The organism is Nocardioides sp. NPDC023903 (genome assembly GCF_040639295.1).
In the GTDB taxonomy this organism is placed as follows: Bacteria; Actinomycetota; Actinomycetes; order Propionibacteriales; family Nocardioidaceae; genus Nocardioides.
The window spans coordinates 126,421-137,922 of sequence record NZ_JBEZZS010000005.1; the positions used below are offsets into that span (position 1 = coordinate 126,421).

At 68.0% G+C, this 11,502-nt stretch carries 11 protein-coding genes; 5 read left to right on the forward strand and 6 right to left on the reverse strand.

Translation table 11 applies throughout. The annotated features are described in order from the left end of the window. Positions 1 to 29: 29 nt before the first annotated feature. Complete coding sequence (locus AB0F44_RS08335) at positions 30 to 560, reverse strand: hypothetical protein (RefSeq protein ID WP_357354414.1); 531 nt, start codon at positions 558 to 560, stop codon at positions 30 to 32. Between the two features lie 97 nt (positions 561 to 657). Between AB0F44_RS08335 and AB0F44_RS08340 the strand changes: the two genes are divergently transcribed. The 3 genes from AB0F44_RS08340 (at position 658) to AB0F44_RS08350 (ending at position 4,578) form a co-directional block, all read left to right on the forward strand. Then, a complete protein-coding gene (locus AB0F44_RS08340; protein WP_357354416.1) occupies positions 658 to 1,185 on the forward strand; it encodes a hypothetical protein in 528 nt (175 codons plus the stop codon). A 3-nt stretch (positions 1,186 to 1,188) separates the two neighbouring features. Continuing rightward, positions 1,189 to 2,562: a hypothetical protein gene (locus tag AB0F44_RS08345; protein WP_357354418.1), complete on the forward strand. Its 1,374-nt coding sequence runs from the start codon at positions 1,189 to 1,191 to the stop codon at positions 2,560 to 2,562. 108 nt (positions 2,563 to 2,670) lie between these two features. Next, the gene (locus tag AB0F44_RS08350) at positions 2,671 to 4,578 is read left to right on the forward strand and encodes a DUF5107 domain-containing protein (RefSeq protein WP_357354420.1); all 1,908 of its coding nucleotides are present in this window, start codon (positions 2,671 to 2,673) and stop codon (positions 4,576 to 4,578) included. 6 nt (positions 4,579 to 4,584) lie between these two features. Here AB0F44_RS08350 and AB0F44_RS08355 read toward each other — a convergent pair whose 3' ends face one another. The 3 genes from AB0F44_RS08355 to AB0F44_RS08365 all read right to left on the reverse strand — a co-directional run bounded on the left by AB0F44_RS08355 (position 4,585) and on the right by AB0F44_RS08365 (position 7,519). Next, entirely contained in the window at positions 4,585 to 5,082 is a 498-nt protein-coding gene (locus tag AB0F44_RS08355) for a PGPGW domain-containing protein (protein ID WP_350660150.1), read from the reverse strand. 56 nt (positions 5,083 to 5,138) lie between these two features. After that, a complete protein-coding gene (locus AB0F44_RS08360; RefSeq protein ID WP_357354423.1) occupies positions 5,139 to 5,513 on the reverse strand; it encodes a DUF805 domain-containing protein in 375 nt (124 codons plus the stop codon). A gap of 164 nt (positions 5,514 to 5,677) precedes the next feature. Further along, a complete protein-coding gene (locus tag AB0F44_RS08365) occupies positions 5,678 to 7,519 on the reverse strand; it encodes a phosphoenolpyruvate carboxykinase (GTP) (protein ID WP_357354425.1) in 1,842 nt (613 codons plus the stop codon). 332 nt (positions 7,520 to 7,851) lie between these two features. Here AB0F44_RS08365 and AB0F44_RS08370 point away from each other — a divergent pair, with 332 nt between their 5' ends. After that, on the forward strand, positions 7,852 to 8,313 hold the full coding sequence (locus AB0F44_RS08370) for a hypothetical protein (RefSeq protein ID WP_350660154.1): 462 nt from the start codon (positions 7,852 to 7,854) through the stop codon (positions 8,311 to 8,313). Positions 8,314 to 8,485: 172 nt separating this feature from the next. Further along, entirely contained in the window at positions 8,486 to 9,634 is a 1,149-nt protein-coding gene (gene argJ, locus AB0F44_RS08375; RefSeq protein ID WP_357354427.1) for a bifunctional glutamate N-acetyltransferase/amino-acid acetyltransferase ArgJ, read from the forward strand. A 10-nt stretch (positions 9,635 to 9,644) separates the two neighbouring features. Here the strand turns inward: argJ and AB0F44_RS08380 are convergent, their stop codons facing one another. Both AB0F44_RS08380 and AB0F44_RS08385 read right to left on the reverse strand, forming a co-directional pair. Beyond that, positions 9,645 to 10,319 carry a CbiX/SirB N-terminal domain-containing protein gene (locus AB0F44_RS08380; protein WP_357354429.1) on the reverse strand — a complete coding sequence of 225 codons (675 nt, stop codon included), beginning with the start codon at positions 10,317 to 10,319 and terminating at the stop codon, positions 9,645 to 9,647. Beyond that, positions 10,316 to 11,470 carry a uroporphyrinogen-III synthase gene (locus AB0F44_RS08385; RefSeq protein WP_357354431.1) on the reverse strand — a complete coding sequence of 385 codons (1,155 nt, stop codon included), beginning with the start codon at positions 11,468 to 11,470 and terminating at the stop codon, positions 10,316 to 10,318. Before AB0F44_RS08385 ends, AB0F44_RS08380 begins: the two co-directional genes overlap by 4 nt. Positions 11,471 to 11,502: the final 32 nt, after the last annotated feature.

The window sequence follows — 11,502 nt, forward strand, 5'->3', positions numbered from 1 at the left end:
GGCCTCGGGTCCGAGTTCAGTTGGCCGGCTCAGCCTACGAACTTGAAGCTCGGCATCACCTGGTTGATGTATTCATCGATCTGCTCGCGAGTCGCGAGCTTGCTGTTGAATCCCCACGCGACCGTGACCTCTGACCCGTCGATGACCGTCCCGTAGGTGTCAAGTGACTCGGCGCCCTCAAGCTCTCGAAAGTGGAAGAACGTCTGACCGGCGAACGTTACGTCGGCGAGACGCTTCGCCTTCGGAGCAACCCGGCTTTGAGACTCGGCGAGGTCCTCGGTGTCATCAGCGAGCGTGATATCGGAGTTGAAGATTCCGGATCCGTACGAATGGCCAGACGCGTCCTTCGGCGCACCCAAGGTGGCGCGCTCGCTGGTCGACGGCGCTGTCACGATCCAGTCGGCCGGAACCTCGAGCTGAGCACCATTCACCTCGACGGCCTGGGTTTCTCCGGGTTGCTCCGACGGTGCCGTGGATTCCGTCGGGGACGGCGAAGGCGTGGCGGACTCCGAAGTGCCCTCCGGGTCACCTCCGCAGCCCCCGAGGACGACGGCGGCCAAAGCGGCCGCAACGGTGGCGGTGAGTCGGGCAGCGCGGCCCGTCCGAGACGCAGTCATGTCCGAGAGCGTAGTGGCTCCGAGGGCTTCATGATTGACCGTGACCGCAGGCAGTGCGTGTGTTTACACTTTGCCTACCGCGCGAACACTCGGGGAGGCCGACATGGCGGGATCAAAATCAACCGGAGTCGATGAGGCCCTTGTCAACAAGATCAAGGAGGTCCTCGTCGATGCGAAGGTGGACGTGGACAAGGTCCACGTCGATAAGCCCGGAGGCGGCACGCTCGGCGGCAGTTCCACTGCGACGAATCTCGCGAAATTGATGAACCTAGCCACAGACCGGATCAACTCCACTTTGTCTGAGACATCCGATGCGTTGATCGACTTCGTCGACGGTCTAGACAACGCGGTGCGCGCGGTCAAGAACGCTGATGAGGAAGCCGAGGACGCCTTCCGCAATCAGTTGACCTCCGCGGTCGACACGATCAGCAAGCCATTCTTCGAGAACCTAATGAAGGATGACCGTCCAGACATGCCAGGCATCCAGTTGCCGTTTTTCCCGCTGTCTCCCGAAACTCTGCAAGAGATCGCGTCACGCTCTGAGTTCGGCCAGGACAAGGAGGACTGACCGGTGGCTGGAGTCAAGGGCACGATGATGGTCGTGCTGAAGGAATACATCGCAACCGCTGACCCTGACGACGTCAGGGTCAGACTGGACCAGTGGGAGAAGGCCCGCGACACACTGAGGTCGGCCGCTCGCGCATTGGACATGGCTGCGGGAAAGTTGCCCGAAGCGTTCGAAGAGACATCGTTAACGACTGGAGCCGCCACCCGCGCGTTCCAGACCTCCTCTGAGAAGCTCTCGGCGAAAGCCGACACACTTGACGCAGCGGTCATCGCACTCCGCGAGGCGCAGTCGACCACCAAGCGAGCGCAGGACGTCCACGCTCAACTCGAGGCATCTCTGCCCGTGACCCATGGCCCAGCGCCTGATCCCTCGGATCCTAGGTACGCACAATCCGGCACCGGCATCGACTCTGCCCAGGCTGTCCAGAACCAGAAGGCGCTCCAGTCAGATCGCGCCGCCTTCGCTGCCCGAGAGCAAGCGATCGCAGATGCCGAGGCGGCCGCCGCGAAGCAGATCAGGCAGATCGACGAAAGCAACTACTTGGCCGATCCCCCGGTCCGCGAGATCACCGATGAACCGAACACCGACTCCGGCAAAGCTCCAGCGGCACCTGCATCTCCGGGTTCCTACAGCGCCATCGCGGCATCCCGCGCCCAGATGGCGAAATACAACTCCGGCACCCTCTACCCCGACGGCTGGGGCCACGAGCTGATCGCTCAGGAGAAGGCGAACATCGAGGCGCACCAGGCTGAGAACAAGCCTGAGTGGAACGGCACGCAGTGGGTCAACGCCGACGGGACACCGGCGCCCTCGACGTCGTACGCGATGGTCGAGACGGCTGACGGGCTGGCACCGCTTGGCGGTGGCACGAGTGGCATGGCCGCGCTCGCGATCGGTGGCGGCGGGGCTCTGCTCGGTGCCGGTGTGGCCAAGGCGCTTGCCAACAAGTTCGCGTCGGGAGCGGCTGCCAAGGCGGCGACAGCCAGCGCCACGTCGAGGTCCGCATCCGCCAGGGCCGGCGCTGCCGGTGCCCGCGCGGGTGCCGGAGCCGGCGCGGGTGCACGCGGAGCCGGGGCTGGCGCACGTGGCGCCGGCGCTGGGGCAGGCGCCCGCGGAGCTGGTGGGCGTGGCGGCCGAGGCGGTCCGACCGGAGCGGGCAGCCGTGGCGGACGCGGCGGAGCCGGCGGTGCCGGTGGCCGGGGCGGCAAGAAGGACGGCAAGAGGAACGGTCAGGACCAGGACTGGCAGGCCGACTACTCCGACGACTGGACTGAGACCGCGAGCGACGTCCTGGATCCCAACGCGGCCCGGGGCTGGACTCCGAACGCGCCACAGGGTGATGACTCCGGCGCCGACAAGAACGGCCGCAAGCCCTAGCAACACGTGCGCTCGCAGCCGAACCGCCGAGCTCAGCCACGGAACACAAATCGTGGATGAGGTCGGCGGTTCGCATTGTCCGGGTGGCAGCGTCCTCAGCCTGATTGGATGGTCGAGATGACCACGCTGAGGATGGACCGGCTCTCGATCGAGGGGGCGGAGGACCCGACCAATGGGTCGCTTCCGTTGCTGCACGGCGTGGCGCGGCCGGCGTTCGAGCCCGGCGCCGCGCCCTATCCGGACATGGCGGCCAACCTCGAGTACGGCCGGCCGAGCACGCTGCTGCCGTACACGGCTCAGGACTCCTACACGCGTCGACGCGGGATGCGCGATCTGCCGAGCCTGGTGCTGGAGAACGAACTGCTCTCCGCCACGTTCCTGCCCGGCTACGGTGGGCGGCTGTGGTCGCTGGTGCACCGGCCTTCGGGCCGGGAGCTGCTGCACCGCAATCCCGTCCTGCAGCCCGCCAACCTGGCGCTGCGCGACGCCTGGGTGGCCGGCGGGGTGGAGTGGAATCTCGGTGCCACGGGGCACTGGCCGCTCACCTGCTCCCCGCTGCACGCGGTGAGTCTGACCGCACCGGACGGGACACCGGTCCTGCGGATGTACGAGCTGGAGCGGATGCGGCGGGTCGTGGTCACGATCGACGCCTGGTTGCCCCCCGGATCGCCGGTGCTGCTGGTCCACGTCTCGCTCCACAACCCGGCACCGACCCCGACGCCGGTCTACTGGTGGACGAACATCGCGGTGCCGCAGCGTCCGGACGTACGCGTCGTCGCGCCGGCCGAGCGGGCGTTCCACTTCGACTACGCGGAGCAACTGAGGCTGATCGACTTTCCGGAGACGGCGGGCGGCGACCAGAGCTATCCGGCGAGGTTCCCCCACGCCGCCGACTTCTTCATGGACGTCCCGGATGGCGAGCGCCGCTGGATCGCCGCGCTCGACGGCGACGGCCGTGGGCTCGTCCAGACCTCCACCGACCGACTCGTTGGCCGCAAGCTCTTCCAGTGGGGCACCGGTGCGGGCGGGCAGCGGTGGCAGGAGTGGCTGTCCGGACCGGACGCTGCCTACATCGAGATCCAGGCCGGCCTGGCGCGTACGCAGCTCGAGCACGTCGCGCTGCCCGGAGGAGAGACCTGGGAGTGGACCGAGGCATTCGGCCTGCTCGAGGTCGACCCGACGCAGGTGCACGGCTCGTGGGACTCGGCCCGGGCGGCCGTGGATGAGGCGGTCGAGATACTCGTGCCGCGGGCCGAGCTGGAAGACGCGCTCAGCGTGGCGGGACGCTTCGCGGGGCCCGCGGATCTGCTCGCCCACGGGTCCGGATGGGGCGCGCTCGAGGTCGCGGCCGGAGATCTGTCGGCGGACCCGCTGCGGCCGTTCGGGGCGTGCGGCGAAGACCAGAAGCCCTGGCTCGATCTGCTGGAGCACGGTCGGCTGCCGATCAGCGATCCACCCGCGGTTCCGGTCATCGGTGCGCACTGGCGAGAGCTGCTGGAGGCCTCTGCCGACGACTGGCATGCGTGGTATCACCTCGGCCTGCTCCTGCTGGCCGACGACGATCGCCCCGGAGCGCGCAGAATCCTGGAACGGTCGGTCGCCGACCACCCCAACCCATGGGCCCTGCGCGCGCTCGCGCATCTCGCAGACCTCGCGGATCCCACGGACCCGCCTGCTGCGGATCTCCTGCTCGAGGCCCACCGCCTCCGTCCCGACCTGCGCGAGCTCACCATCGAGCTGCTCCAGGCACTGATCGCCTCCGACCGCCCCGCCGAAGCGCTCGAGGTGGTCGCCACCCTTGCCGACGCAGACCATGACCACGGTCGGATCCGACTGTGCACCGCGCAGGCCGCACTCGCCGTGGGCGACCTCGACCGGGTCCGCCGGCTCCTCGACACGGGCATCACGGTCGACAACCTCCGCGAGGGTGAGGCCGCCCTGGACGCGCTCTGGCTTGCCGTCCATTCCGGCGAGCCGGTGCCGCCTGCGTACGACTTCCGGATGAGTTCCGACTGACGACCGTCAGGCGACCTTGTTCATCTCACCCGTGTGCTCGATGGACTCGTCGAGCTGGTGGCGGGCGTCGGGGTGCCCGTGGAAGCGGCGGTAGGAGTAGCCCAGGATGACGAGGGCGAGGACGCAGGAGCCGAGAAGGGTGACACCGGTCCAGTCGCCACCGAGGAGCCAGAAGGACGCCTCGAGGGGCCACCAGTGGGGCGCAGGCGGGTTGATCAGGAAGATGACGCCGACGACACCGATGGAGAGCGCCCCCAGGGTGGAGGCCACGATCCGCGGCCACGTCTCGACGCCCTCAGCAGCCCCGCGCAGTGCGCGGAGGCGGACCGGCTCGACGTAGCGGCGAGCCCAGGCGTACTGGCGGGAGAGCACAGCCAACCCACCGAAGAGCATCAACAGCCCCGGCCCCGGCAACACCATCGCGGCGATTCCGGCGACCACGAGCAGCCACCCAACGGTCTCGTAGGCGAGCCGCTTCGCTGCGGCTCCTGCGAGGGACTTCATGCCAATAGCCTGCCATTCGGGGACAACCCCGAGAACCACTAGGGGAATTTTACGCCTCATGCGGCCAGGTCGTACTTGACGCCCTCGGGGCTCGGAAACTTCAGCCACAGCACCGCGAGGACGATGTCACCGATCACAGGTACGACCAGGACCAGCTGCCACCAACCGGAGCGGTTGATGTCGTGTAGCCGGCGCGTGCCGAGCGCGATGGTCGGCACGAACGCCACCAGCCCGTAGAGGCCGACCACGAGGCTCACCACCTCGTTTCGCGCGAGTACGAGAACGATGAGCATCAGAAGGTTCACGAGCATCGGCCAGAGCAGCTCAGTGCGGCTGGCGCGACCCGAGAATGTCGCGTACTTCTTCCAGAACCGCGCGTACGCCTCGGTGATCGAGGCCGCACGAAGCGGCTGGCTCAAGGGGATCGTCACGGGCAGGAACCTTAGGTGGGGGACATCGGCTACGTAAATGTCTGGCCGGGCATCTGTTCCAGATACGAACAAAGTTCATCTTCCCGTAGGAAACGAACGCAGACGTAAACAACAGAGGCGGCGTACGGAAAGATTTCCGTACGCCGCCCCGGCTGTGGTCTCGATCAGGCCTGAGCGGCCTCGTCGATGGCAGCAGCGACGCGCTTGTGCGCCTCCCAGATCTCCTCCGGCAGCTTGAACTGCTTGAGGTGCTCCTCGCGGAAGCCCATCTCCTGCTTCCAGCGGTTCAGGTCGAGGGAGAGGATCCGGTCGAGGTCCTTCTGCGGCAGGTCGAGGCCGCGCAGGTCGAGCTCGTCCTCGGTCGGGATGACGCCGACGGGGCTCTGCTGGCCCTTGACCTCACCCTTCTTGAACTGCAGCAGCCACAGCAGCGCGCGCACGTTCTCGCGGTAGCCGGGCCACAGGAAGTGACCGTCCTCGGAGTCACGCTGGAACCAGTTGACGTGGGCGAAGACCGGCTTGTCGGTGGCCTCGCCGATGATCTTCAGCCAGTGGCGGGCGTAGTCGCCCTCCTCGTAGGCGAGGAACGGACGCATCGACATCGGGTCGTAGCGGAGCACGCCCTCGAGGCCGTCGGCCGCGGCGGTCGCCTCGGCACCCAGGGTGAGGCCGTCGTAGACGCCCTCGGCGACGTCGGTGATCGCGCGGATCAGCGGCTCGCGGTCACGGGTGCGGCCACCGAAGATGATCGCGTCGACCGGCACGCCGGCCGGGCTGTCGTAGTCGGGGGCCGCGTTGGGCACCTGCGAGATCGGCGCGGTGAAGCGGGAGTTGGGGTGGGCCCAGGGGTCGCCCAGCTCGTCGTCGATCCGGTCGGCGATGCGCTCGCCCTTCCAGTCGATCCAGCCGTCGAGGTCGTCCGGGTGGTGCTTGGTGAGCCCCTCCCACCAGACCTCCTGGGTCTTCTCGTTGTAGGCGACGTTGGTGAAGATCGCGCCCGAGCCCGGCAGGATCGCCTGGACGGCGCCCGGGTTGGTCTTCTCGTTGGTGTCCTTGGCGACGCCGAAGACGCCGTTCTCCGGGTTGAAGGCGTAGAGCTTGCCGTCCTCGCCGACCCAGATCCAGGCGATGTCGTCGCCGTAGAAGGTGACCTCGTAACGCTCACCGAGGGCGTCGGGCGAGAGCGTCATCGAGAGGTTGGTCTTGCCGGAGGCGGACGGGAAGCCACCGACGACGTGGAACTCCTCGCCGGTCTCCTTGTCCTTGATGCCCAGCAGCAGGAACTGCTCGGCCAGGAACTTGCCGGAGGCGCGGCCGTCGTAGCAGGCCTGGCGCAGGCCGTGGGCGATCTTGCCCAGCAGCGCGTTGCCGCCGTAGGAGGAGCCGAAGTGGAGGATCGTACGCTGGTCGGCGACCGTCGCGAACAGACGCTGGTCCTTGTCGGTCCCCTGCCCGAGGTTGGGCAGGTCGCCGGTCACGTGCACCGCACGGACGAAGGAGTTCGGGTCCGCGAGGTTGTTGATGTAGTCGATGCCGACGCGGGCCATCCGGATCATCTGCTGCACGACCGGACGGCTGTCGGTGAGCTCGACACCCGCGGCGTACGCCTCCAGGGGCGAGCCGGCCGGAGCCATCAGGTAGGGGATGACGTACATCGTCTTGCCCGCCGAGGCGCCGGTCATCCGCTCGGTGAGCGTCTTGACGGTCTCGTCAGCGGGCTTCCAGTTGTTGTAGACGCCCTTGTCCTCCGGGTTGGAGGTGGCGACCACGGTGCGCTCCTCAGAGCGCGCGGTGTCCTTGCTGTAGGAACGGCTGTAGTAGCGACCGCCCGTCACGGGGAGAAGCTCGCCCGCTGCCAGGGACTCCTGGAGGAGCCGCTCGTCGTCGGCTGCGCTGACAACCTCGATCTGCTCGGCTCCGGTCACCCCTGCCCAGTAGGAGACATACTCCCGCACATGAGGATTCGTCAGCCCCGCCTCATCGAGGACCTTGTCCACGTCAACCATTCCGACACCCTTCAAAAGTTTCGCCGATTGCAGGCACGTTACCCCAGTTGAAGAGGCCTCCAACCGGGGTACCGTGCACCAGAGTGGGTCATCGATCACGGGCCTGGACAATTGATCGATCCAACTGCAGGCGATGTTCCGATAGCCGGTCCCGAGACCCTTGTGACCCCCATGTTTAAGTGAGAAACGACTCATTTCGGCAGGCGGTCCGTAATGTGGATGTGACGCCGATGTCGCATCGTGACACGGATTACATCTAAGGTTTCGCGAGTGATCCCCCAACACACAGACGTTGAATTGTTTCAATTCCTGAACGGTCCAGAGGTCGCCTGATGGACCTCATTCTCGGGACCTTCGCCGCCTCCTTCGCCGGAGGACTCTTCCCCGTCATCAACTTCGAGACCTACCTCGCGGTGGCCGCCTCGAACCTGACCTTCTCCGCCCTGGTGCTCGCTCTGGTGGCGGGAATCGGCCAGACCAGCTCCAAGGTCCTCTGGTACTACGCCGGCCACGGCACCACCTCTCTCCCCTTCGTCCGCAAGAAGATGTCTTGTGAGAAGTGGCAGAAGCGGATGGAGAAGTGGGAGCGGCGTACGCAGGGCCGGCCCGCCTATGCCGGCGGACTACTCGCGGTCGCCGCACTGAGCGGGCTTCCGCCGCTGGCGATCCTGGCGGTGGTCTACGGCACGCTCAAGGCCAACCTGATGCTCTTCGTCGCGATCACGTTCGTGGGCCGCGTACTCCGGTCCTGGATGATCCTGGAAGCCGCCGCGTTCGCGTGGTTGCGGACATGAGCGGTCACCCAGGGATACCCGGTCGACCGGGTATCCCTGGGCTTGACGGGCACTGAAACACCCACCACGTCCACGAAGTGCCCACCCAGTAATCCACGGCGTCTTGCCATGCGGTTAGCCATGAGCGCGAGACTCATCCTGCGGCGCCAATAGACCAACATAGAATCCGCCTATGTCGCAGCCCGCTGGATTCATCGGAGTCACCGCCAACCTCGGTCTCAAGGAGGGCGCTGACGACTTCGCCGTCGTCGCCGCCCCCTCGGGCCCGGTCACGAGCGCCGCGGTCTTCACCCGATCCCGCTTCGCCGGCGCCTCGGTGCTGCTCTCTCGGGCCTCCGACGTCTCCGCATTCCGCGGCGTGGTCACCATCTCGAAGAACGCCAACGTCGCGACCGGGCCGACGGGCGAGGCCAACGCCTTGGAGGTACGCCGCCTGGCGGCCGAGGTCGTCGGCGTGCGCCCCGAGGAGCTGCTGGTCGCCTCGACGGGCGTGATCGGCGTGCAGTACCCGATGGACGTGCTCACGCCCGCGCTCGAGAAGCTCGCCGGGACCGCCGGCGACGCCGACTTCGACGCTGCCGCGGCGGCGATCATGACGACCGACACGATCGCCAAGATCGAGACCCGGACCGTCGGCGACGCGACGATCACCGGGATCGCGAAGGGCGTCGGGATGCTCGAGCCCGACATGGCCACGATGCTGACCTACTTCTTCACCGACGCCGCGGTGCCCGCCGCCGACCTCGACGCGGCCTTCCGCCGGGTCGTCGACCGCACCTACAACGCCGTCTCGATCGACACCGACACCTCGACCTCCGACACGGCCGCGATCTTCGCCTCCGGAACGGCCGGCGCCGTCGACCTGGGTGAGTTCGAGGGCGCGCTCTACGACGCGGCGCTCGCGCTGGTGAAGAAGATCGCCTCCGACGGGGAGGGCGCCTCCAAGCTGATCACGGTCTCGGTCGGCGGCGCCCGTGACGACGCCCAGGCCAAGCGGGTCGGCAAGGCCATCGTCAACTCACCGCTGGTCAAGACCGCCGTCCACGGCGCCGACCCCAACTGGGGCCGCGTCGCGATGGCCATCGGCAAGCTCCGCGAGGAGACCGACATCTCTCCCGAGAACGTACGCATCGCCTTCGGCGGCACCGAGACGTACCCCGCGCAGGTCTCGGCAAATCTATTGGCGGATTTGTCGACTTATCTGTCTGGCGATGAAGTTTCCATCGAGGCCGACCTCGGCATCGCCGACGGTGAGTTCACTGTCTACGGCTGCGACCTCACCGACGGCTACATCCGCATCAACGCCGACTACACGACCTGAGCCCCGCTGGTTAACCGGCCTGCGCGGACCGCTCCTCCGCGAGGAGCGCGGCAGCGCGGCGTACGACCAGCTCGATCACGTCGGGGTGGGGGCCGATGACGTCGGCGACGGTCTCCGCACCTGCGGCCGAGGAGCGCGAGCGGACGAGGTCGGAGAAGAAGCCGGGGGCGAGCAGGTAGGGCGAGACGGCGTCGCCGGGGCGTACGACCTGGTCGATGGGCGGGGCGCCGGAGCCGGAGACGGTGGCGACCCTGACCGGACCGCCCCAGGCCTTCTCCAGCATCTGACCGGCGGCCGCGATGTCGCCGCGGGCGGAGGGGTCGTTGGAGCCGGCGGCGACCAGGACCACGGGCTGACCGGGGACGGCCCCGGCGGCGACCAGCCGCGAGACCTGCGCGGAGGCGAGCAGCGGATCCGGTCCGAGGGCGCGGCCCATCGCCACCGGCAGCCCTTCGGCGGCCTGCGGCAGGTCGACCTTGATGTGATAGCCGGTCGAGAGCAGCAGCGGGACCACGACCGACGGCTGGCCGTCGGCCAGGACGTCGGTCAGCAGCGGCTCGCAGAGCTCGACGTACGCAGCCTTCGACTCCATCCCCAGCACGCGACCGGCGCGCTTGGCGATGATCGAGGCGACCGCGTTGCCGAGCAGCTGACGGGTGCCGTGGGCGACGACGACGAGCCTCATGAGTCCACCGCCAGCCGGTAGCCGCGCTTCACGACGGTCTGGATGGTCTTGGTGCCGAGCGCCGACCGGAGCCGGGCAACCGCCATCTCGACCGCGTGCTCGGAGCCGGCGGTGCCGGAGGGGAGCATGGCCAGCAGGGCTTGCCGGGAGACGACTATGCCGGGGTTGGCGACGAGGGCGCCCAGGACGGCGGCGGGCGCCGGCGAGAGCTTCACCTCCGCGCCGTCGAGGATCACCGCGTCGCCATGGAGCAGCAGCTGGTGGCCGCCGGAGAGCTCGATGAGGAGGCCCTCGCGCCGCAGCGGCAGCTCGTTCTGGAGCATCTTGACCATGGCCGCGGTGCGGGAGCGGTCGGGGATCATGGTGGGTACGCCCCACATCTCGAAGGCGGCGGCGGTCACCGGGCCGACGCAGGCAGCGACCACGTCGGCCTGGAACGCCGCCACGACCTCGTCGCGCAGGCCCACCGACCCGGCGGCCTGCATGAACGCGGCCACGGCCGGCGCGGAGGTGAAGGTGACCGCGTCCAGCTCGCCGTCGGTCAACGTCTCGACCAGCCGGAACATCGGTTCGGGGTCCGCTGCCGACTCGACCCGGTAGACGACCACGTTGATGACCTCGGCGCCCTGCCGGGTCAGCGCGTGCGCGACCATCGACAGCGACTGCCCGTGCTCCTGCACCACGATCCGTTTTCCGGTCAGGTCGCGGCCGCGCAGGTGCTCGAGGACGTCGTCGAACTCCTCCGACTCCGGCGCCCACAGCTCTCGCAGCCCGCGCCGCCGGATCGCACCGACCGACTTCGGTCCGCGGGCCAGGATCTCGGCGCCGCCGAGCGTCTCCAGGAGCCGGTCGAGCAGTCCCCACTCCTCCGCGGCGTCGAACCAGGTGCGGGTCCCGATGCCGGTCGTGGCCAGGAACATGTCGATCTTCTGGCCGATGATCTGCTCGGTCACCGCACGCAGCGCACCGGCGTCGACCCGGTTGGGGTCGACGGAGAGCGCGGGCGCCCAGACCACCTGGGCTCCCCGCCTCTCGAGCAGGTTGATCTGCTCCTCGGCCTTCCGCGCCGCGGTCACGCCGACACGGAAGCCGCTCAGCGCGCCACTGTCCACATCCGCATCGTAGATCTCCTGCGCATTCTGCACCGCCATGCTTCCACCCTGCGGCAGCCGCGTTTCGCCAT

Bases quoted from the DNA above. Each gene is read 5' to 3' on its own strand.
- AB0F44_RS08380 (WP_357354429.1), bottom strand. From the start codon at position 10,319: ATGAGGCTCGTCGTCGTCGCCCACGGCACCCGTCAGCTGCTCGGCAAC.
- AB0F44_RS08350 (WP_357354420.1), top strand. From the start codon at position 2,671: ATGGTCGAGATGACCACGCTGAGGATGGACCGGCTCTCGATCGAGGGG.
- AB0F44_RS08385 (WP_357354431.1), bottom strand. From the start codon at position 11,470: ATGGCGGTGCAGAATGCGCAGGAGATCTACGATGCGGATGTGGACAGT.
- AB0F44_RS08370 (WP_350660154.1), top strand. From the start codon at position 7,852: ATGGACCTCATTCTCGGGACCTTCGCCGCCTCCTTCGCCGGAGGACTC.
- argJ (WP_357354427.1), top strand. From the start codon at position 8,486: ATGTCGCAGCCCGCTGGATTCATCGGAGTCACCGCCAACCTCGGTCTC.
- AB0F44_RS08365 (WP_357354425.1), bottom strand. From the start codon at position 7,519: ATGGTTGACGTGGACAAGGTCCTCGATGAGGCGGGGCTGACGAATCCT.
- AB0F44_RS08355 (WP_350660150.1), bottom strand. From the start codon at position 5,082: ATGAAGTCCCTCGCAGGAGCCGCAGCGAAGCGGCTCGCCTACGAGACC.